Below are 22,095 nucleotides of genomic sequence, written 5' to 3' on the forward strand. Positions count from 1 at the left end.
ACACAATCAGGGTCAACATAACAATGAAACGTTCTCATCTTTGGGTTTTAAATCCTTGTTTGCTTGCAATGCTTTCTACCTCTGCGTGGGCAGAAGAACAAAAGGAAGAAAATATCGTGGTCTCCGCCAGCCGTGCGCACCGCAGCGTGGCGGAGATGGCACAGACCACCTGGGTCATTGAGCGGGCTGAAATTGAGCAGCAGGTTCAGGGCGGGAAAGAGATTAAAGAAGTGCTGGCACAGCTGATCCCGGGTATGGACGTCAGCAGCCAGGGACGTACCAACTACGGCATGAACCTGCGCGGCCGCTCCATGATGGTGATGGTGGACGGCGTGCGCCTGAACTCGTCCCGCAGCGACAGCCGCCAGCTCGACTCTATCGATCCGTTCAACATTGACCGTATCGAAGTCATCTCCGGCGCCACGTCACTCTACGGCGGCGGCAGCACCGGTGGTCTGGTGAACATCGTTACCAAAAAGGGCCAGCCTGAGACCGAAGTGGAGTTCCAGACGGGTGCTAAAAGCGGGTTTAACAGCCACAACGACCATGATGAGAACGTATCGGCAGCGGTCAGCGGCGGCAACGATAACGCTTCCGGTCGTCTGTCGGTGTCGTATCAGCGCTACGGCGGCTGGTATGATGGCAACGGCGACGAGGTGATTATTGATAACACCCAGACCGGCTTACAGTATTCCGACCGTATCGATGTGATGGGCACAGGCACCCTCAACATCGACGATCATCAACAGCTGCAGCTGACGACCCAGTACTACAAGAGCGAGTCCGACGGCAAGCATGGTCTGTATCTCGGGAAGAACTTCTCGGCGGTCACGGGGGATGCGACCGCGTACAACAAAGGTAACCTCGATTCTGACCGCGTGCCGGGTACCGAGCGCCATCTGATCAACCTGCAGTACTCCAATACCGATTTCTGGGGCCAGGATCTGGTCGCGCAGATTTACTATCGCGACGAGAGCCTGACCTACTATCCGTTCCCGACCCTGACCAAAGGCGTGGTCAGCAGCATCGGCGCGTCGCAGCAGAAAACTGATTTCTACGGCGGCAAGCTGACGCTGAACAGCAAGCCGGTGGACGATTTAACGCTGACCTGGGGTATGGATGCCGACCACGAAACCTTCGACGCCAACCAGCAGTTCTTTAACCTGAGCAAAGCCGCGGCGAGTGGCGGCATGGAGCTGGATAACGCCTACAACGTGGGCCGCTACCCGGGCTACAGCATCACCAACCTCGCCCCGTTCCTGCAGGCCAGCTACGATATTGACGCCATCACCCTGAGCGGCGGCGTGCGCTACCAGTACACCGAGAACAAGGTAGACGATTTTGTCGGTTACACCCAGCAGCAGGCCATCGCTACCGGGAAAGCCACCTCCGCCGACGCGGTGCCGGGTGGGAAAACCGATTACAACAACTTCCTGTTTAACGCCGGGATCCTTGGTCGCCTGACCGAACAGCAGCAGGTGTGGTTTAACTTCTCCCAGGGCTTCGAAATTCCGGACCTGGCGAAGTACTACGGCTCCGGGACCTATCAGCTCAGCAACGGTCACTATCGCCTGCTGAACAGCGTCAACGTGAACGACTCGAAGCTGGACGGTATCAAGGTCAACGCTTATGAGTTGGGCTGGCGCTACACCGGGGATAACCTGCGCACGCAGGTTGCGGCGTATTACTCGCTCTCGGATAAAACCATCACCATCAACAAGACGGACATGACCATCAACCTGGAAGACGACAAGCGTCGTATCTACGGGGTGGAAGGTCAGGTGGACTATTTCTTCACCAACAGCGACTGGAGCACGGGCGCGAACTTTAACGCCATTAAGTCTGAAACCCGCGAAAACGGGAAATGGGAGAAGCTGACGGTCGACAGCGCCAGCCCGTCGAAAGCCAGCGCGTGGGTCAACTGGGCGCCGGGCGACTGGACCCTGCGCGTACAGAGCACGCAGACCTTTGACGTCTCTGACGCCGACGGCAAGAAGATCGATGGCTACAACACGGTCGACTTCCTGGGCAGCTACGCCCTGCCGGTGGGTAAAGTCAGCTTCAGCGTGGAAAACCTGCTGGACAAAGACTACACCACCGCCTGGGGTCAGCGCGCGCCGGGGCTGTATAGCCCAACCTACGGTGCACCGGGTCTGTATACCTACAAAGGCCGCGGACGGACGTTTGGTCTGAACTACTCCGTTCTGTTCTAATCCTGCGCGCCGCCTGCGGGCGGCGCATTTTGTTGTGTAATTTCGAAGCAAATTTACTATAAAATCAGCGATTTGCTGAAATTGTCGGCAAACGAACGAAAAGTGCGTTTTCACCCTTTGACAAGTCGTAGTGAGGTCGCTACTATGCGCCTCGTTCACACGATTCCTCTGTAGTTCAGTCGGTAGAACGGCGGACTGTTAATCCGTATGTCACTGGTTCGAGTCCAGTCAGAGGAGCCAAATTTGAAAAGCCTGCTTTTAAAGCAGGCTTTTTGCTTTTCTGCGTCGGGTAAAATTGTCGGGTGGCGGCTTCGCCTTACCCGACCTACGGGACCGTAGGCACGGTAAGCGCAGCGCCACCGGGCAATAAACCGCTGCTTTCATCAATTTACCTCTGTTTTATCTTTCGACTGGCGGAAAGACCCGTAGCGCTCAGGGCAGCCGGGCAATCACCTTTATCTCAAACTGGAATCCGTACAGCCACGTCACGCCGATTCCCGTCAACGTAGGGTAAGGCGCTTCCCCCCAATATTCTGGCAGGATACTCCAGATAACGTCGAGGTTTGACGCGGGATCGACGACAAAGAGGGTCACGTCAACCACGTCACTGAACGTGCAGCCCGCAGCCGCGAGGACAGCATTAAGATTATCGAAAGCCAGCCTGACCTGCGCTTTCAGATCGGGTTCAGGCGAACCATCCTCCCGGCTACCCACCTGCCCCGAAACAAACAGGAAGCCGTTAGATTTGATGGCCGGTGAATAGCGATTACGCTCATAGAGCGCCTGCCGACCGGAGGGAAAAACGGCTTCGCGTGTTGTCATATTTATACCTTTGTAATGGGGCGAAATCTGCCCGGTGAACATACAGACACTTTACAGGCGCCAGATCGGGCGGATAAACAAGCGACTTTGTTCATGATTGTTTGTAATATCCAAACAATCGGTGAAAAGAGAGGACAAGGAATGGATCGTTTCGATGCGATGCGCGCCTTTGCTCGCGTGGTGGAGGCAGGCAGTTTCACAAAGGCTGCCCAAACGCTTCATATGAGCAAAACCACGGTGACGCAGCTTATTCAGCAACTGGAAGCGCACCTGCGCGTCAAGCTGCTCCATCGCACCACCCGCAGGCTCGGCGTCACTCCCGATGGCGCGATCTACTACGAGCGCGTCATCCGCCTGCTGGCGGACATGGAAGATGCTGAAAACAGCCTGTCCAGTGCGACGATGCTCCCCAGGGGACGCCTGCGGATAGATGTGCCCACTCCTCTCGCCCGCCTGGTGCTGGTGCCCGCGCTGCCAGCTTTTCACGCACGCTATCCTGATATTCAATTCGACCTGGGCGTGAGTGACCGGGTGGTGGATCTGATCGGCGACAACGTGGATTGCGTCCTGCGCGGTGGCGAAATCAACGACCAGTCCCTGATCGCACGTCATGTCGGCGATTTGCAAATCGGTGTTTACGTCGCACCGAGCTATGTGGAACGCCTTGGCTCCCCTGCGCATCCGCGTGAGCTGGAAAACACCGACCATCTTATCGTGGGATTCTTGTCCTCACGCACCGGTAAGATTGATCCTCTGGTACTGCACAGAGAGAGTGAACATATTGAAATCAAGGGCAGCTACGTGCTTGCAGTGGATGATGGCAATGCTTGCCTCGAAGCTGGGTTAGCGGGATTAGGCGTGATTGCGCTGCCGGTCTATATGGCGGCAGCGCATCAGGCTGCTGGCTCTTTGATTCCGCTATTTGAAGACTGGCGTATTAACCCAATGCCCCTGTACCTGGCATTTCCGCCTAACCGCCATGTCAACGCCAGGCTGCGCGTTTTTATTGATTGGATCGTTGAATTGATGCGGCAACATGTCCCAAATTCCAATAATAAGTCGCTATATCCCAGCCTCTGATTCGCTTTTCTGAGTATTGTTTTATCTCCTGCCGTAACCAAAATTAAAATCACTTCCCCGCTCTGCCACCGGAGCGAAATCATCTCGAGTAAGACCACGAACGCTGAAGGCCAGAGCGTCACAGTTTCAACATACTTTCTTTACTGAATCCGTTAATTACCGCACTACCGTAATATCCCCTCTCCTACTGGTTCCTCTTATATATTCCATTGCTAAATATGACGATTCACATCAATAACACATAACTATCATTCACCATTAATTGATCGACAAAATCTATTAATTACATTCCCTGTGACACTCATCACAAAACAGGGTCGCTCAACGTTTATTATTTACTCCATAGCAAAGCATATAGTTAAGTTACAAAAGAAAACCTATCAACTGGTAATTTTTATAACGTAATACAATCTTTGGAGGGAATTGTTTTGCCATGGAAAGATCCATCATCAAATGCATTTTTTAGCTGGATTTACATAATATTATTCGGCGCATGGGGAGGACTTGTTAGATATCTCCTTGACGTTAAGTCTGGCCAGTCAGGAAGAAGTTTATTTTCGGCAATAGCACAAATTATTGTGTCAGGATTCACTGGTGTGCTTGCCGGATTGATGTCACAAAGCCTTGGAACGGTATTTCACACTTCGCTTGCCGTCAGCGGTATATCAGGTGCCATGGGCGTTGTTGCCCTTAATTATTACTGGAAAAAAATCTCTGGAGACAACAATGATCAATCATGAATTTAGTAAAACGACTGAAAAGAACCTTAAAGGCGTACATAAGGATCTTGTTGATGTGATGAGAAAAGCGTTGAAATTATCACCTGTTGATTTCGGTATTTCAGAAGGGTTAAGAAATCAAAAGCGACAGCTTGAGCTGCTGGCAGCAGGAAAATCATTAACGTCGAAAAGCAGGCACTTAACAGGACACGCCGTTGATATCTTCGCTGTCATAAACGGTACCGCATCGTGGGAGTTTAAACATTACCAGACCATTGCCACGGCAGTGTTTCAGGCCGCAAAGGAGTTATCTGTTGATGTTGAGTGGGGCGGTAACTGGACGGAAATAAAGGATGGCGTCCATTTTCAGCTCTCACGAAAGATGTATCCTGAATAGGAACTAAATATTTATCAGGTCTATTCTCGCAGAGAATACGGCACACCAGTATTTACTGGATGATTAACCATACCATGCTTATTCAACTATTTTATAAGAGGAGAGTCACAGTACAAAACTGCTTTTAATTACCACAGCACTACATTATCCGTCAGGTGTTTATTGGCTCGCTATTTTTATTGGCGATGCTTGATTACGCTGACAAAAAACATATTTCATTGAACGTTACAAAAAGGAATACAATCATGACTATTACTTATGTTAAAACTGAACTTGCACCGTCCGACAACCAACTCGCTGCATATCTTTATTTTACCTCAGATACGCCAGTAAGCTACTCTTACACTGTATCTAAACGGACGACCAGCCCAACCAGCGTAGATTTTAACTATACATCGGACCTGATTTATGGTGCTTCTCAAACCATAAAAATCCCTGTTATTGGCCTTTACGCACAATATGCAAACAGCGTCCAGGTCGTGTTTAAGGATGAAACCGGAGCTGAAGTTTTCAATCAAGCATTCACCGTTAGCACGCTGGATCAGGTTTATGATACATCCGTTATTTTCCATCTCGATATTGAACAAACCAATCCTGCACTATTTACCTCTGTATGGGGAAACAGCCTGTTAATGGAATCAACAGGCCGTGGTTATGACCGAAATGGTGATCTACGTTTTAACTTTGTATCGGTTTATCATCTCCAGCCTTTGCGAATTCACAATGGCTACCTCTATACCGGTAGCGATGAAGATATGTCGTGGTACGGTCGTCGCTTTTTCAAAATTGACATTATGGGTAATGTCGTCCTGGAATTCGACCTGCGTGATGCAGATGGCAATCACTATGCAAATACTCACGATGTAGTCTGGGATTCAGCGGGTGACATTTATATGTTTGGTACCGATAGCCCTAACCGGCTCAGCAATACGATGGCACAAGATGCTCTGGTGCTAAAATTCAACGATCAGACAGGGAAAATGATTTGGGCGAAAAACTATACCAGTGAATATAGTGGCTCTCAAATCTTGAATAACAATACCCCTAATGATGTTCATTTTAACTCTCTCACATGGATTGCAAGCAGCCCAAATAACGAAGAAGCCGTTATTGTCCACTCTCGCACCACGAGTACTACTTTTGGCATCTCTATTGTTGATGGTAGTATTTTGTGGACAATCAACACAGGTAATTTCAACCCTCAATTCCCGGCAATTCAAGAGACTATTCATATTGATAACTCGGGTATTACTCACTATGAAAATGGTGCACATACGGTCTGCATCACTAATAACAGCGCATTTTCAGAATATATCGATCCTGGCGTAGGGAAATTTGTCTTATCAGTATTTGATAATAGATCTTGCCTTGATACAGATGGAAACCCTGTTATACGCCCGATGAATGACGCGCCAACAACCGATCCCTATGTAACAGATCCCGCTCGCATTCTATTCTATGCTGTAGATCTGGCAGCCAAAACCGCTGTGGAAATTCACGCTCCTATTGAATTACCAACAACCCCTATCGTCCAATGGACTGATTTTATGGGAAGTGTGTTTGATCACGATGACTACTTCGTTATTTTTACCTGCCACGCTCGTTCATTCTTTATCAGCGATGTGGACGGTAATATGGTTGCCACTATCTACGATGTGATTTCTTTACCTGATGGTGCGCCTCAATTCCCTGGGGAGGCCTATCGTGCAAGATTGTTTAACGAAACGGAGCTTACTGACGTAATCACTACGGCATCCATTCATGCAAACTTATAAAAAGATGTAATTATAATATACAAACGCAAGTGATCATCAGGCTTTAATAAGCAATTGATCTCTCTGTATATATTAAAAGGGTTCATGTATCTACATGAACCCTTAACGATATAGACGACGTATTTAGAACCTATCTCGCAATTTTATCGTTATAGTCATGCGTCAGAGAAAGAAGAACCTGCGTTACACGCCCAGCAGAGAGTTTGGCACTATGGGTAAAATTCGTTTGTTTGTATAGCCAATGGATAAAGTGCCTGCTGGCCGTTAAAGAGAGCATTTTTGCATTATTGATATCACCACCGGTTAACGGGCAAACCATCTTGAAATTTTTGCCCTGCCCCCAAAGCTGCCACTGCGTTTGCCACCAGCCGTGCTGTGTTGTTCTCTGAAAATTCCAGGGAATATCGCTCTCACCCTCATTGATTTCCTCTTCTATAAACCAAAGCTCACCTTGCCGCTCGCGAAACAGATCTGCCCAGGCGGTAATGACGGCTCCCCGAAGAAAGCATTCGTGTGAAATAACGTGCATTTTTACCTCAGGAAAAAGGATGTTCAGCACGCGAAAATGTCCGTGAGCGGCAATAACGGGACGCAGTATCGCACCTCTGGCATTACGTTTGAGTGCCGCACTGCCATACTGAATTTCATCAAACTGGCTCCGATGTAGAAATTGCATTTCACGCATATCAACACGACTGACAATATCATGATGATGCAGATCGGGTTCACGCTTTCCGCGCCAGCAATACCGCAGGCTTTCACCAATATCATGCTGAGTAAAATTTGTGGAAAGATGAACAATATGACCTCGGTCAGCATCGAAGCTAAGCAGAACATACAGTTTCTGTTCAGCACGACTTCCCTGGAACGGGACAATGAGTGGAACCGTTTCAATGCGCTCTGGAGGTACTCTTTCTCTTTGTTTTTGCTGTTTGGGTGTCCAGACTTTCCTGCAAGTTCGGCACTGAACGCGCTGTGTCCCCTGTGGGTTATAACCATAGCAAATAGTTTCCAGGCTATAACATTCAGGACAAAAATAACCGTTTTCTGAAGCATAGACACTTAAGTGCGCAGACAGCCATTCATTAAACTGTTGCTCATCAAAAAGCGGGGGATAACTCCCGCACGCCCGACAGTGCAAGGCCGGAAACCCCAGCCTGTAGTCTGGCCAGCTGTAATCTGCAGAGGCTGATATAGGTAGCCCTAAATTTCGGCAACCAAACGATTTGCAGGTATTAATTGTGAACAGAGCCAATATAATTCACCAACGATTTTAAGAGGTCGCTAATTTTGCCTCATAACTGTGGATTGATTGTGTGAGCAGACTCGCATAAAAAATGCTTTCAGAACGTAAAGTAACGCATCTTTATATAACTGAAAGGAACGGGTTATGAATATAAAAGCGGTTACCGCAGGTATTTTGTTGGCATTACCATTTTGGGCCAGCGCCAAGGATGTCACGCTTATTTACACCAACGATCTCCACGCGCATGTGGAACCTTATAAAGTTCCCTGGATTGCTGACGGGAAACGCGATGTTGGGGGTTGGGCTAATATCACCACTCTGGTGAAAGAGGAAAAAGCCAAAAGTAAAGCAACATGGTTTTTTGATGCGGGTGACTATTTTACGGGCCCTTATATTAGTAGTTTAACGAAGGGAAAGGCTATTATTGACATTATGAATACCATGTCGTTTGATGCTGTCACGATGGGTAATCATGAATTTGATCACGGCTGGGATAATACATTATTACAGCTTAGCCAGGCGAAATTCCCTATTGTACAGGGCAACATATTCTATCAGAACAGCAACAAATTATTCTGGGATAAGCCTTATACCATCATCGAAAAAGATGGCGTGAAAATTGGCGTCATTGGTTTACACGGCGTGTTTGCTTTCAATGATACCGTTTCTGCGGCAACGCGCGTAGGTATTGAAGCTCGGGATGAAATTAAGTGGCTGCAGAGCTATCTCGATGAACTGAAAGGAAAAGTCGACCTGACCGTATTGCTGGTCCATGAAGGCACGCCGGCGCGTCAGTCCAGTATGGGAGGGACAGACGTACGCCGTGCCCTGGATAAAGATATTCAAACGGCAAGCCAGGTGAAAGGTCTGGACATTCTGATTACGGGACATGCGCATGTCGGTACGCCGGAACCGATTAAAGTCGGCAAGACGCTGATCCTCTCGACCGACAGCGGCGGTATTGATGTGGGTAAACTGGTACTGGACTACACGAAGCCGCATCAGTTTACGATGAAAAAATTTGAGCTTAAAACCATTTATGCAGATGAGTGGAAGCCCGACCCGCAGACGAAACGGGTAATCGACGGCTGGAATAAGAAACTTGATGAAGAGGTTCAAAAAACGGTGGCGCAGTCGCCGGTTGAATTGACGCGTGCGTATGGTGAATCAGCCTCGCTGGGAAATCTGGCTGCGGATGCTTTGCTGGTGGCTGCGGGTAAAAATACACAGCTCGCCTTAACCAACTCGGGGGGGATTCGCAATGAGATCCCGTCTGGTGCGATTTCAATAGGCGCTGTGATCAGTACGTTCCCCTTCCCTAACGAACTGGCCACGATGGATCTCACGGGTAAACAGTTGCGTACGTTGATGGAACATGCCGCAGGCCTAACTAATGGCGTTTTGCAGGTATCAAAAGGCGTGGAGATGAAGTATGACAGCAGTAAACCCATCGGCCAGCGGGTCGTCGCATTTACCCTTGATGGTAAACCGATTGAGGATGCGACAGTCTATCACATTGCCACCCAGAGCTTCCTTGCCGACGGCGGAGATGGTTTTACCACATTTACCGAGGGTAAAGCACGTAATACAACAGGCGGTTACTACGTTTCTAACGCGGTGATCGATTACTTCAAAGCGGGCAATATCATTACGGATGAACAGATCAACGGCATGCGCGTTGTTGATGTGAAAAAATAATAGTTTATTCCACCGTACATCTTAAAAGGGTTCATACATCTTCATGAACCCTTATTCAAGCTATTACCTTTTTTCAAAGGATCTGATTATGAATGAAAATACAAAGCTTAGTTTGATGACATTGTGCCTGTCAGCAATGCTAACCGCATCAGCTATTGCTAAGGATGTGACAATTTATTATACCAATGATCTACATGCCCATGTCTCTCCTGGAAAAATTCCAGCCATCGATAAAGAACGTGCAGTGGGCGGTTTTGCTAATATCGCGACCATCGTTAACGATGCTAAGAAAAAAAATAAAGATGTCTTTTTCTTTGATGCGGGTGATTACTTTACCGGCCCCTATATAAGCACACTGACCAAAGGTGAAGCCATTATTGACATAATGAACGCTATGCCTTTCGATGCTGTATCAGTGGGGAACCATGAATTTGACCATGGCGTTGATAATATGGTTAAGCAATTGTCAAAAGCAACATTTCCCGTTTTGCTGGGTAATGTTTTTTATACTAATAGTGATAAACCTGTCTGGAATAAACCCTGGACGATTGTGGAAAAAGATGGCATTAAAATTGGCGTCATTGGAGTGCATCAAAAATTTGCCTTTTATGACACTGTTGCGGCAAAGGCTTACGCTGGCTCAGAGGCGCGTGATGAGGCACCTTATATTCAAAAAGGTCTTGATGCGTTAAAAGGCAAAGTGGATATCATCGTGCTACTGGTTCATGAAGGTACGCCCGCGCGTCAATCAAGTTACGGGAATAAAGATGTAGCCAGAATGCTGCAAGCTGATATCGATACCGCAAAGAAATTTAAGGGTATTGATGTATTAATCACAGGGCATGCTCATGTAGGTACACCAGAGCCCATTAAAGTTAATGACACGCTTGTTGTTTCAACAGATGCGTATGGTACTGATATTGGTAAATTAGTCCTGGATTTTAACCCTCAAACTAAAAAAATTGAGGGCTATAGCGGTAAATTAATCACTGTATTTGCCGACGAATACAAGCCAGATCCTAACGTTCAGGCCAGGATTGATGAGTGGAATGCTAAGCTGAAAAGTATCACTGACCAGATTATTGGGTCGACAACGGCCCCCTTCACTCGCTCTTATGGTGAATCATCACCTGTTGGTAATTTAGTCATTGACGCCATGATGACCAAAGCGCCTGACGCCGTCGTGGGATTACAAAACAGCGGAGGATTGCGTGCTGATTTCCCACAAGGAAATTTACGATATGGTGATGTCATTACTACCTTCCCATTTAATAACGAACTGGTTGAAATGGATCTCACCGGAAAAGATCTCACTGACTTGATGACTCATGCAACGAATCTTACCAATGGCGTGTTGCAAGTATCTAAAAGCGTTCATGTTGAATACGACAGCAAAAAACCGCTGGGTAAGCGGATCGTTAAATTCACGATTAATAATCAACCGGTAGATCCAACCAAAACATATCGGGTTGCTACACACTCGTTTTGTGCGACGGGTGGGGATGGATTCGAGGCATTCTTAAAAGGCACGAATGTCAAAACGATCAACAGCACTACCTCTGCCGAGTCGATTATTGAGTATGTCAAGGCGCATAGCCCATTGAAACCCGATCTTGAAAAGAGAGTGGTCGATGTAAGCGCAGCTAAGTAGTTTCAATAACATAAAAAGTCTTAATTAACAAATCTCTGTGGAAGGAACCCCTACGTATGAAAAAAATAAAACATATATTGTCAGGCGCTTTTATGCTTTTACCCACAGTAGCATTGGCAGACACCGGTAATAATGAATACCTGTCAGACTGGTGGCATCAAAGTATTAATATCGTAGGCAGCAACTCAACTCGTTTTGGGCCATTAAAAAGAGCGGACTTATATCCAGAGTATCGTGCATGGGCGCATGTCGATTGGTTTGATTTCTATGGCTATGCGGACTTACCTAAGTTTTTTGGTATAGGCAATGATAATGATATCGGTATTTGGGATAATGGCTCTCCCTTTTTTATGGAGATAGAACCGCGTTTTAGCATCGACAAGTTGACGGGGCTCGACCTAAGTTTTGGTCCATTCAAAGAATGGTATTTTGCCCACAACTATATCTATGATGCAGGAACGAATGCAGGACAGCGTCAGAGCACATGGTATATGGGGATAGGAACCGATATTGATACGGGGCTACCGATGACGTTATCTGCAAACATCTATGCCAAGTATCAAGGAAACAACTACAATGCGGCCAACGAAAACGAGTGGGATGGGTATCGCTTCAAAGTCAAATATGTCATCCCTATTACAACACTATTTGGTGGGAAACTCAATTACGTCGGCTTTACCAATTTTGATTTTGGTTCAGACCTTAAAGAAGAGTCAGGCGGCGAGCAGCAATTCTACTCCCGGACCAATAGCTCTATTGTTTCCACCAATGTACTCAGTTTAGTTTATCCCCACTGGAACTATGGCGCCACCCTTCGTTATTTCTATCATGGTGGGCAATTTGACGAAGGGAGTAAAGCATTTAGCAGCGACGGAGACATCACCACTATAGATTCAACGGGGTGGGCATACTATTTAACTGTGGGTTACGCTTTTTAAATATCACTGCAAGGGATTAACCATGAAGATAAAAACAATTGCCGCAGGTATTCTGTTAACGTTGCCATTCTGGTCCTGCGCCAAAGATGTCACTATCATTTATACCAATGATCTCCATGCTCATGTTGATACTTACAAACTCCCGTATGTCGCAGACGGTAAACGAGCAATTGGAGGATTCGCTAATATCACCACTTTAGTCAAACAGGAAAAATCCAAAAATAAAGCCACATTCTATTTTGATGCAGGCGACTATTTTACCGGGCCATATATCAGTACTCTGACTAAGGGTCAGGCGATTATTGATATTATGAATACCATGCCCTTTGATGCGGTATCAATTGGTAATCATGAGTTTGACCATGGCTGGGATAATCTCTTGCGACAATTGAGCAAGGCAAACTTCCCGGTACTGTTGGGGAATGTGTTCCATAAGGACAGCGAGAGACCTTTCTGGAACAAACCGTACACTATCCTGGAAAAGGATGGCGTTAAAATTGGCGTTATTGGGCTGCACGGCGTGTATGCGTTTAATGACACCATCTCAGAGCTCTCGATCCAGGGGCTCGATAATGATAAAAACAACCGCTTTGATAAATCAGCCGCAGCCCTCAAAAATCAGGGAATTGAAGCTCGCGATGAGGTGAAATATCTGCAGCATTACCTGGATGAGTTACGGGGTAAAGTTGACGTCACCGTTGCGCTCGTGCATGAAGGCGTTCCGGCACGTCAGTCCAGTATTGGGAGTACAGATGTCAGGCGTGCACTGGATAAAGATATTCAGACCGCCAGTCAGGTCAAAGGTCTTGATATTCTCATCACCGGACACGCTCATGTTGGCACACCGGAACCGATCAAAGTGGGGAATACGCTTATCCTGTCTACTGACAGCGGTGGTATCGATGTCGGTAAGTTGATACTTGACGTTGAACCTGGGGCGAAAACCAAAAAAGTAAAAAGCTTTGAGCTGAAAACACTTTATGCCGATGAATGGAAGCCCGATCCAACAACACAGAAGGTTATCGATGGCTGGAATAAAAAACTCGCGGATATTGTGCGTCAGCCAGTGGGTGAATCGCCGATCATGCTGACCCGCGCTTATGGCGAATCATCACAACTGGGCAACGTGTTTACGGATGCAATGCTTGTCGCCGCGCCGAATGCACAGATTGCGCTGATTAATTCCGGTAGCTTACGGGCCGATCTCAACGCGGGCCCGATTACCTTTGGCGACATTACCAGTATATTCCCCTTCAAGAATGAGCTTACAGAGATGGATCTCAGCGGTAAGGATCTGCGTAATCTGGTGGAGCATGGAGCATCGCTCACGAATGGCATACTGCAAATGTCAAAGGGGGCTGAAATGCATTATATGCCGCAGAAACCGGCCGGTAAGCGCGTAGTATCTTTCACAATTAACGGCAAAGAGATTGCCGATACGGAGACGTACCATGTTGCTACGACAACATTCCTTGCTTTAGGAGGCGATGGTTTTCTGGCATTTAAAGAAGGGAAAAATGTTCAAGTCCGTGCCGGACACAATATGTCCGATGTGGTCATTGACTATCTGAAGTCAGGGCACAAAATTATTCCTGCACAAGTTAATGAAATGCGGATTGAAGCCAGTAAGTAAAAAATTAATGATGCCATTCATTTATTTTTATGGATGGCATCATTTTATATAAAGATGGAAAATTGCCCTATGACGGAAAAACACTTAACTGCACTCTGTAATTTACACTGTGCACATTGCTCCCATCTCCATAAAACGCGACTACCTCCGGAATACCAAACGTGTTCAATGGACGAAACGACGCTTAAGCAATATATTCGTCAGAAAATTGATGCCAGGAAAACTGACGATGTGCATTTTTCCTGGCAGGATGGTACATCACCTTCTTATAGTTTACGTTTTTTAAAACGCATCATTAACTTACAACAGCGATTTGCACAAGGCAAAAATATTATTAATACATTGCTTATCAATGCTACTACATTAGATGATGACTGGTGTGAATTCTTCAAAAAGAATGATTTTCTTATTTGCATTTCGGTAGATGGTGATAGTCAGTCATGCGACAGGTTCAGCAAAACGATGTTTGAAAGCCCAGTAACTAATATGATTGAAACAAACGTGAGGTTACTGCAAAAACACAATATTACATTCGATACGCTTACCGTCATTAATAACATAAATAGCCAGCAACCGCTGCGAATCTATCATTATTTGAAGCATCTTGGCAGTCGTCATATGCTGTTTATTCCCCTCCTTAAACCACTTGAACAAGGTGGTGTGGATGCGCAAAGCCTTGACCCCGCTGCACTGGGCACTTTTTTGAAAACGATTTTTTATACCTGGATACGTCTTGACATTGGAACAATTCACATACCCATGTTTGAACGTGCATTCGCTTCGTGGTGTGGGTTATCTGTGCCGACCTGTGTTTACGCCTCATATGAGGATGGCGAGTCAGCGCTGAAAATAAACGAGGATATTTATCAATGCGATCGTTTTGTTAATCTGACACTGGCAGAAGAATGTACGCGGTGCAAAATGGAATTCGCCTGCCATGGCGGTTGCACACAAGATCGCATAGCACTTTCCCGGAGTGGGGTTCCGCAGCTTAATTATTTTTGCGAAAGTTATCAGGCTTTTTTTACTTATGTTGAACCCTATATGTTGATGATGAGGGCTTTGTGGGAACAAAACTATGCGCCTTCCGATATTCGTCAGTATTTGGCCTGATATAGTTCTTAAGTTGCAGAGAGAAGGATATTGCAGCCCGGTAGACGCAGCGCCACCGGGCAAAACCGCACCTAAATCTGATAATCAATCGCCACTTCTTCCGGCTCCATCACCTGGCGTTTAATCTCATCCACCGACAGCCCGGCGTTGCAGAGTTCGATAAAGCGCCACACATAGTTACGCTGCAGCTGTCCGCGCTTCAGGCCAAGCCATACGGTGTTGGCGTCAAACAGATGACGCGTGTCAAGACGCACCAGGTTCCCGTCTTCGCGTTCTCCACTGGACTGTTCCGCCACCAGCCCAATGCCCAGCCCCAGCTCGACGTAGGTTTTGATCACATCAGAATCCTGCGCGCTCAGCACGATGTCCGGCGTTAATCCTTTACGGTTGAAAGCTTCATCAATACGCGAGCGTCCGGTGATCCCCTGGCGGTAGGTAATGAGTGGCCATTTAGCAATGTCTTCCAGCGTCAGGGGAGAAACCTGATTCAGCGGATGATCGACCGGAAGTAATAAGCTGTGGTACCAGCGGAACCAGGGGAAAGCCACCAGCAGCGGGTCGTTGCTCAGGCGTTCGCTGGCAATGCCGATATCCGCCCCACCGTTTTGCAGCAGCACTTCAATTTCCTGCGGCGTGCCCTGGATAAGCTCCAGACGGACGTCAGGGAAAAGTTCGCGGAACGCTTTAATCACCGGCGGCAGGCTGTAGCGCGCCTGGGTGTGGGTGGTGGCGATGGTGAGCACGCCCGAGGCGTCATTGGTGAAGAGATCCGCCAGGCGACGCACGTTGCTGGCCTCGTTGAGGATTCGCTCAGCGATGGTGAGCAAAGCCTTACCCGGCTCCGTCATGCCGAGCAGCCGCTTGCCGCGACGGATAAAGATCTCTATGCCCAGTTCCTCTTCCAGCTCGCGGATATGGCGGCTGACGCCGGACTGAGAGGTATAAAGCATATTGGCGACCTCGGTCAGGTTGTAGTCCCGCCTGGCCGCCTCACGGATAATTTTAAGTTGCTGGAAATTCACGATTCACTCCGGCGCATCTGACATAGTTCTATTGTTAGAGTCAGCCGAGCTGCAGAACAAATAATAAAAACCAGCATCTTATGCTTTTATGGAATATCAGCTCACGAGCTGGAGTTCGCGGTTCTCAAGCGATGGCTTGCTGACCAGCGACATCAAAATCTCTTTTACCGCCTGCGCCTGTGGTGACAGCGAACCGCGTGCGGACATGTTCAGCGACAGCGGCAGGCTCATGGAAGGTGTGGTGATCCGCGCCATCCAGCCGTTTGCCGCACTGCACAGCGAGCGTGCTGCGGATTCCGGCAGAACGGTCACCCCCATGCCGCTGGCAATGGCTGCGGTCAGCGTGGAGATCGAGTCGATTTCGCCAATAATTTTGGCCGTCAGGCGGCGCAGGGAAAATGCTTCGTCCACGCGCACGCGCACGGCGCTGTAGTCGCGCGGCAGATAGAGGTTCATTTCTGCCACGGCGGTAAGGTCGACGCTCTGGCCCGGGCAGTCGCGGGTGCCCACGAGGTAGAGATCTTCTTTCAGTAGCGGCTGGCTGGTGATCCCGGCAACCGGGGAGCGATCGTAAAGAACCGCCATGTCCAGTTGGCCACTGAGCAGTTTATCATTCAGGACAGAACCGCTGTTTTCGTGCAGATAGACCAGCACTTCAGGCAGCTCAGCGCGGACGGCCTGCAGCAACGGCATGGTAATGGACGATGCCGCCGTTCCCGGCGCCAGCCCGATGGACACGTGCCCGCTCAGGGTCTGCCCCACGTTATTCACCGCCAGCTGCGCCTGTTCACACTGGCGAAGAATGGTGCGCGCATGGGTATACAGGATCTTACCGGCTTCCGTTGGCGTGACGCCGCGTTTGGTGCGGATCAACAGCTGCTGATCCATCTCGCCTTCCAGAGTAGCCACCTGCTGGCTCAGCGCAGGCTGCGCGATATGCAGCACTTCTGCCGCTTGAGTCAGGCTGCCGATATCGACGATTTTTACGAAGTATTTCAGTCGTCTTAAGTTCATTTTGCCCCCTGTTCGAAATGCTGTGCCGGAACCGGCTGTCGTTGTTGAACAGGTTTTGCAATATGAATGCCACTTTTACCAGGCGGTCTAAATTGGGCGCTAAGCGCCTGAAAATAAGGAAACCTAATCATGGAGGGGGGTTTTATTACCGAAACAGCAGTTTATGATCTGCCCCATTAGAGGTATACCCGCACCAAAGCGGTGCATTCCGCTGTCAAAAACATCACTTTGCCGATTTTGTCAGCAAACGATCAAAAGGCAGCGATCCACCCTTTGACAAGGTGAACGCAGGTCGATAATATGCGCCCCGTTCACACGATTCCTCTGTAGTTCAGTCGGTAGAACGGCGGACTGTTAATCCGTATGTCACTGGTTCGAGTCCAGTCAGAGGAGCCAAATTTGAAAAGCCTGCTTTTAAAGCAGGCTTTTTGCTTTTCTGCGTCGGGTTGAATTGTCGGGTGGCGGCTTCGCCTTACCCGACCTACGGGACTGTAGGCCCAGTAAGCGCAGCGCCACCGGGCAACACAGCCTCAATAAGCAAGCTTCACCGGCATCCCTGACCGCCGTTCCAGTTCGGCTCCCGCCCCCTCGTTTATCAACTGCGTCCGCTGCGCGGCTGACATTGGCAGAGGCACTTTTCGGGTCGATTCAAACTCCGCACGGTTACGTGATAATGGCTCGTGAACCTCCACCCAGCGGCTGCCGTCCGGTTCCGTGGTGACTTTAACGGGCCGATCGATAAGCTGTACGCGGGTTCCAACGGGGACATTATCGAAAAGGTATTTGATGTCGTTATTGCGCAGACGAATACAGCCCTGGCTCACCCGCAGTCCGATGCCGAAATTCGAGTTTGTGCCGTGTATGGCATACAGCCTGCCAATATAGATCGCATACAGCCCCATCGGGTTATCCGGTCCGGCGGGCACGAAGGCAGGCAGCGTTTTTCCCTCTGCCGCATAGGCACGGCGCGTATTCGGCGTCGGAGACCAGGTTGGTCCCACCTGCTTACGTTCAACCGACGTTACCCAGTTACGCGGGGTTTCGCGCCCGGCCTGACCGATGCCGATGGGCAGCACTTCAACGGTATTGCTGCCCGGTGGATAATAGTAGAGACGCATTTCCGCCACGTTAACAACAATCCCCTCGCGGACGGTGTCGGGCAAAATCAGCTGCTGGGGAATCACCAGCCGGGTGCCGGATTTGGGCAAGAAAGGATCCACCCCCGGGTTCGCTTCCAGCATATTGCTTAGCCCCTGCCCGTACTGCGCGGCAAAGGCCTCAAGCGGTAACGTATTGCGCTCGGGAACGGTGATGATAATCGGGGCTCCCACCAGACGACTGCCTTCCGGCGGTAAGGTATAGGTTACGGCAAACGCGCCGGGTACAGCGGCACACAGCGTAAGGACGAACCAGGTAAATCGCATCATAATTTCCTGTGCTCAAAAAAGAGAAAGCCTCGACTCAGGCAGGCTTTCTCAGTTTACGCTATTACGCCTCGGTTTTGCGCCATCTGCGCGTCAGCACTTTTTCCGCCTCGACAATAAGGAACATCACAAAACCAATCAGGAAGGTGATGACCCAGTAGCGGAACGGCAGCGCTTCGGTGCCAAACAGCATCTGCATGAACGGCGCGTAAATGATAAGGAGTTGTAGCGCCAGCAGTACACCGCTCACGATCCAAATCCCTTTATTCGCCAGCAGGCCTTTGCTCAGCGAGAAGCCGTCATTAACGCGGCAGTTAAGCATGTAAAACCACTGCGCGGTCACCAGAGTTTGCAGCAGCACGGTGCGGATAAATTCCGCCGAGTAACCGCGCGGCTGTAGCCAGGCTTCCAACACGAAAGCGCTGATGGCAATCATCAGACCAACAAACACCACGCGCCAGATGGCATAGCCGTCCATCACATGCAGATTCGCCTTACGCGGTGGCCGGTTCATGATGTCCTTCTCACCCGCTTCAAACGCCAGGCCAAACGACAGCGTTGCCGACGTCGCCATGTTCATCCACAGGATCAGGACCGGCGTCAGCGGGATCAGGTTCCCCGCCAGCAGCGCGATGATGATTAGCAGGGCCTGCGCAATGTTGCTCGGGATAACGAAGAGAATCGTTTTTTTCAGGTTATCGTAAACACGACGCCCCTCGTGCACCGCACTGGCAATGGTGGCAAAGTTGTCATCCGTTAACACCATGTCGGCGGCTTCCTTGGTGACCTCTGTCCCCTTAATCCCCATGGCGATACCCACATCCGCCCGCTTGAGCGCCGGGGCATCATTTACGCCATCCCCGGTCATGCCCACCACTTCCTGTTTACTTTGCAGGGCCTGCACGAGGCGGAATTTATCCTCCGGGCTGGTTCGGGCGAAAATATCGTACTGCTGCGCGGCGTCGCTCAGCTGACGGTCGTCCATCGCCTCCAGCTCGCGTCCGGTGATCGCGCTTGCAGCGTTACCAATCCCCAGCATTTGCCCAATGCTCATGGCCGTTTGCGGGTGGTCGCCGGTGATCATTTTCACGCGAATCCCGGCCTGCAGACAGTCGGCAATCGCGGTAATGGCCTCCGGACGCGGCGGATCCATCATTCCCGCAATACCCAGCAGGATCACGCCATCACGCAGGTCCGGGTGATCCAGCTCGCGCTGTCCCTCGCGGGCAGGTTTCCAGGCCGCAGCCACCATACGCAACCCTTCCCGGGCATACTCTTCGATCTTGCCTTCCCAGTAAGGTTGATCGAACGGCTGCAGTCCGTCATTCGTCTGCTGGTACTGACAGAGGCGGAACAGGACGTCCGGCGCGCCAGTGATTAAAATCACCTCTTCTTCACCCAGCCGGTACAGCGTGGACATGTATTTATACTGCGAATCAAACGGGATTTTACTGCGCATTTCCGTATCAAGCGCTGGGAGCGGGATTTTCGCCGCCAGCACCTTCAGGGCGCCCTCGGTCGGCCCCCCGGTGATTTTCCACAGCCCCTGCTCGTCTTTGATCAGCTGGCTGTCATTACAGAGGTCAATGGTGCGCAGGTAGCGTTCCAGCAGGGAACCCTGCGTCACGCTGACGGGCGTCGGGTCATCTACGGGGTGAATATTCCCCACCGGTTCGTAGCTGTCGCCCTCCACGCGATAGGTCGTCTCAGCGGTAATCACCGCTTTGACCGTCATTTCATTCATCGTCAGGGTGCCGGTTTTATCCGAGCAGATGACCGTCATTGCGCCCAGGGTTTCCACCGTGGGCAACTTACGAATGATGGCCTTGCGACGCGCCATGGCCTGTACGCCAAGCGAAAGGATGATGGAAATGATGGCCGGCAGGCCTTCCGGCACGGCGGCAACGGCGAGGCTGATAAGCGACAGCACCAGTTCAGAAACCGGCATATCCCGGAACAAGAGGCTGAAAACAAACAGCGCCACCATCATGACCAGGATAGTAATGAAGATGGTTTTACCGAGCTTATCCATCTGCACCATCAGCGGCGTACGGTGCTTTTCAATGTCGGACATCATCTGATTGATGTGGCCAAGCTCGGTCTCGCCCCCGGTTGCCACCACCACGCCTTTACCGCCGCCGGAGCTGACGGTGGTGCCTGAGTAAAGCAGATTATACCGGTCACCTAAAGGCAGTTCCCCGCTTAACGCATCGCTGTTTTTTTCAACAACGGTGGATTCGCCGGTCAGGATGGCCTCCTCCACGCGAAGGTTATGCGCTTCAATCACACGCAGGTCCGCAGGAATACGATCCCCGGCGCGGATCACCACGATATCACCCGGGACCAGCGACGTGGTGGGGATCGTTTCATGATTCCCCTGTCGTACCACCACGGCTTCGCTGGAGAGCATATTGCGAATACTCTGCAACGATTTTTCAGCATTGCTCTCCTGGATATGGCCAATCAGCGCGTTAATGATGGCAACCCCCAGGATCACGAACATGTCTACCCAGTGGCCCATAAAGAGCTTAAGCAACGCGGCCACCAGCAGAACGTAAATCAATACATCGTTAAAATGCGCCAGGAAGCGCAGCCAGGCGGGTTTGCCCTTTTTTTGCGGCAAAGCATTCTCACCATGCTGCTGAAGTCGGGCTGATGCCTCAGTGCCGCTAAGTCCTTCCAGAGTGGAGTGGATATTCGACAGGGTTTCGTCAACGGTTTGTTGATAATATGGACGTTCAGATTTTCCTGTTTTCATCGTTCCTTCCTCAGGTTCTATTCAGAAATCACCTTGCTTTCATGTAATTAACGAATAACGAAAACAGGAACATGGGCGTAACGGACAATACTTGCCGCCTCCGATCCTAACAAATGGGTTTGAATATTTGGATTTCGAGAGCCGACAATAATCGCGCCAGCAGCAAGTTCATCCGCCAGCTTAATAACCTCATCACGAACATTTCCGCTACGAACATGGAGATGAACCCGCTCTTCTGGCAGATTCAATTTTTTGACCAGGTCAGACAGTTTTTCTTTCGAATTATTAATCATATATTCATCCATCTTGCGCGCATCTGAAATAAAACCGCGCGTCAGTTCGGCTGAAAATTTGGGCATGACGTGCAGCAAATGAATGTCACCTGATGCGCTTTGCGCCAGAAACTGTGCATGTTGCAACGCTTTATCCGCCAGGCTTGTCTCGTAGACGTCCACCGGAACGAGAATGTTTTTATACATATCGAGCATCCTTTTTATAACCAACATGAGAGTGAATGAAGCATAAAAACGCATTAAATGCAGGGGGTTGCCCTTAATGCCAGTTACGGTAAAAAGAGATGAATAATATTAAA

General features: G+C 49.5%; 17 protein-coding genes and 2 tRNA genes. 12 read left to right on the top strand and 7 right to left on the bottom strand.

The features are described 5' to 3' along the window. Positions 1 to 23 precede the first annotated feature (23 nt). Positions 24 to 2,213 carry a TonB-dependent siderophore receptor gene (locus tag ABFV38_RS14165; RefSeq protein ID WP_045908133.1) on the top strand — a complete coding sequence of 730 codons (2,190 nt, stop codon included), beginning with the start codon at positions 24 to 26 and terminating at the stop codon, positions 2,211 to 2,213. 164 nt (positions 2,214 to 2,377) lie between these two features. Continuing rightward, positions 2,378 to 2,453: transfer RNA gene (locus ABFV38_RS14170), tRNA-Asn, on the top strand. Between the two features lie 192 nt (positions 2,454 to 2,645). Here ABFV38_RS14170 and ABFV38_RS14175 read toward each other — a convergent pair. Beyond that, positions 2,646 to 3,035, bottom strand: coding sequence for a RidA family protein (locus tag ABFV38_RS14175; protein ID WP_348957445.1), 390 nt, complete (start codon positions 3,033 to 3,035; stop codon positions 2,646 to 2,648). A 141-nt stretch (positions 3,036 to 3,176) separates the two neighbouring features. On the opposite strand from ABFV38_RS14175, the gene ABFV38_RS14180 reads away from it, so the two are divergent. The 4 genes from ABFV38_RS14180 to ABFV38_RS14195 all read left to right on the top strand — a co-directional run bounded on the left by ABFV38_RS14180 (position 3,177) and on the right by ABFV38_RS14195 (position 7,006). After that, positions 3,177 to 4,115 carry a LysR family transcriptional regulator gene (locus tag ABFV38_RS14180; RefSeq protein WP_348957446.1) on the top strand — a complete coding sequence of 313 codons (939 nt, stop codon included), beginning with the start codon at positions 3,177 to 3,179 and terminating at the stop codon, positions 4,113 to 4,115. A gap of 413 nt (positions 4,116 to 4,528) precedes the next feature. Continuing rightward, the gene (locus tag ABFV38_RS14185) at positions 4,529 to 4,855 is read left to right on the top strand and encodes a phage holin family protein (RefSeq protein WP_235404708.1); all 327 of its coding nucleotides are present in this window, start codon (positions 4,529 to 4,531) and stop codon (positions 4,853 to 4,855) included. Continuing rightward, the gene (locus ABFV38_RS14190) at positions 4,842 to 5,231 is read left to right on the top strand and encodes a M15 family metallopeptidase (RefSeq protein WP_235404707.1); all 390 of its coding nucleotides are present in this window, start codon (positions 4,842 to 4,844) and stop codon (positions 5,229 to 5,231) included. Before ABFV38_RS14185 ends, ABFV38_RS14190 begins: the two co-directional genes overlap by 14 nt. A 245-nt stretch (positions 5,232 to 5,476) precedes the next feature. Further along, positions 5,477 to 7,006 carry an aryl-sulfate sulfotransferase N-terminal domain-containing protein gene (locus ABFV38_RS14195; RefSeq protein ID WP_235404706.1) on the top strand — a complete coding sequence of 510 codons (1,530 nt, stop codon included), beginning with the start codon at positions 5,477 to 5,479 and terminating at the stop codon, positions 7,004 to 7,006. A 130-nt stretch (positions 7,007 to 7,136) separates the two neighbouring features. Here the strand turns inward: ABFV38_RS14195 and ABFV38_RS14200 are convergent, their stop codons facing one another. Further along, positions 7,137 to 8,264, bottom strand: coding sequence for a cytoplasmic protein (locus tag ABFV38_RS14200; RefSeq protein ID WP_104950595.1), 1,128 nt, complete (start codon positions 8,262 to 8,264; stop codon positions 7,137 to 7,139). 132 nt (positions 8,265 to 8,396) lie between these two features. On the opposite strand from ABFV38_RS14200, the gene ABFV38_RS14205 reads away from it, so the two are divergent. The 5 genes from ABFV38_RS14205 (at position 8,397) to ABFV38_RS14225 (ending at position 15,285) form a co-directional block, all read left to right on the top strand. Then, a complete protein-coding gene (locus ABFV38_RS14205; protein ID WP_235404705.1) occupies positions 8,397 to 9,950 on the top strand; it encodes a bifunctional UDP-sugar hydrolase/5'-nucleotidase in 1,554 nt (517 codons plus the stop codon). 88 nt (positions 9,951 to 10,038) lie between these two features. Beyond that, positions 10,039 to 11,601, top strand: coding sequence for a bifunctional UDP-sugar hydrolase/5'-nucleotidase (locus tag ABFV38_RS14210; RefSeq protein WP_348957447.1), 1,563 nt, complete (start codon positions 10,039 to 10,041; stop codon positions 11,599 to 11,601). A 56-nt stretch (positions 11,602 to 11,657) separates the two neighbouring features. Further along, positions 11,658 to 12,539 carry a nucleoside-specific channel-forming protein Tsx gene (locus ABFV38_RS14215; protein WP_235404703.1) on the top strand — a complete coding sequence of 294 codons (882 nt, stop codon included), beginning with the start codon at positions 11,658 to 11,660 and terminating at the stop codon, positions 12,537 to 12,539. Positions 12,540 to 12,561: 22 nt separating this feature from the next. Further along, positions 12,562 to 14,172 (top strand): bifunctional UDP-sugar hydrolase/5'-nucleotidase, encoded by a 1,611-nt coding sequence (locus ABFV38_RS14220; RefSeq protein WP_348957448.1) that lies wholly within the window; start codon positions 12,562 to 12,564, stop codon positions 14,170 to 14,172. Positions 14,173 to 14,241: 69 nt separating this feature from the next. Further along, positions 14,242 to 15,285 (top strand): radical SAM protein, encoded by a 1,044-nt coding sequence (locus ABFV38_RS14225; protein WP_348957449.1) that lies wholly within the window; start codon positions 14,242 to 14,244, stop codon positions 15,283 to 15,285. 71 nt (positions 15,286 to 15,356) lie between these two features. On the opposite strand, the gene cbl is transcribed toward ABFV38_RS14225, so the two are convergent. Then, on the bottom strand, positions 15,357 to 16,307 hold the full coding sequence (gene cbl / locus ABFV38_RS14230) for an HTH-type transcriptional regulator Cbl (RefSeq protein WP_028013741.1): 951 nt from the start codon (positions 16,305 to 16,307) through the stop codon (positions 15,357 to 15,359). Positions 16,308 to 16,403: 96 nt separating this feature from the next. Then, positions 16,404 to 17,321: a nitrogen assimilation transcriptional regulator NAC gene (nac, locus tag ABFV38_RS14235; protein ID WP_045908128.1), complete on the bottom strand. Its 918-nt coding sequence runs from the start codon at positions 17,319 to 17,321 to the stop codon at positions 16,404 to 16,406. 320 nt (positions 17,322 to 17,641) lie between these two features. On the opposite strand from nac, the gene ABFV38_RS14240 reads away from it, so the two are divergent. Further along, positions 17,642 to 17,717 (top strand) — tRNA-Asn (locus tag ABFV38_RS14240). Positions 17,718 to 17,851: 134 nt separating this feature from the next. Here the strand turns inward: ABFV38_RS14240 and ldtA are convergent. From ldtA to ABFV38_RS14255, 3 genes are all read right to left on the bottom strand, one after another. Beyond that, positions 17,852 to 18,748 carry a L,D-transpeptidase gene (gene ldtA / locus ABFV38_RS14245; protein WP_348957450.1) on the bottom strand — a complete coding sequence of 299 codons (897 nt, stop codon included), beginning with the start codon at positions 18,746 to 18,748 and terminating at the stop codon, positions 17,852 to 17,854. Between the two features lie 61 nt (positions 18,749 to 18,809). After that, positions 18,810 to 21,503 carry a cation-transporting P-type ATPase gene (locus ABFV38_RS14250; RefSeq protein ID WP_348957451.1) on the bottom strand — a complete coding sequence of 898 codons (2,694 nt, stop codon included), beginning with the start codon at positions 21,501 to 21,503 and terminating at the stop codon, positions 18,810 to 18,812. Positions 21,504 to 21,550: 47 nt separating this feature from the next. Continuing rightward, complete coding sequence (locus ABFV38_RS14255) at positions 21,551 to 21,982, bottom strand: universal stress protein (protein WP_028019628.1); 432 nt, start codon at positions 21,980 to 21,982, stop codon at positions 21,551 to 21,553. Positions 21,983 to 22,095: the final 113 nt, after the last annotated feature.

It is taken from the genome of Enterobacter cloacae complex sp. Mu1197, assembly GCF_040059225.1.
GTDB classification, from domain to species: Bacteria; Pseudomonadota; Gammaproteobacteria; order Enterobacterales; family Enterobacteriaceae; genus Enterobacter; species Enterobacter quasiroggenkampii.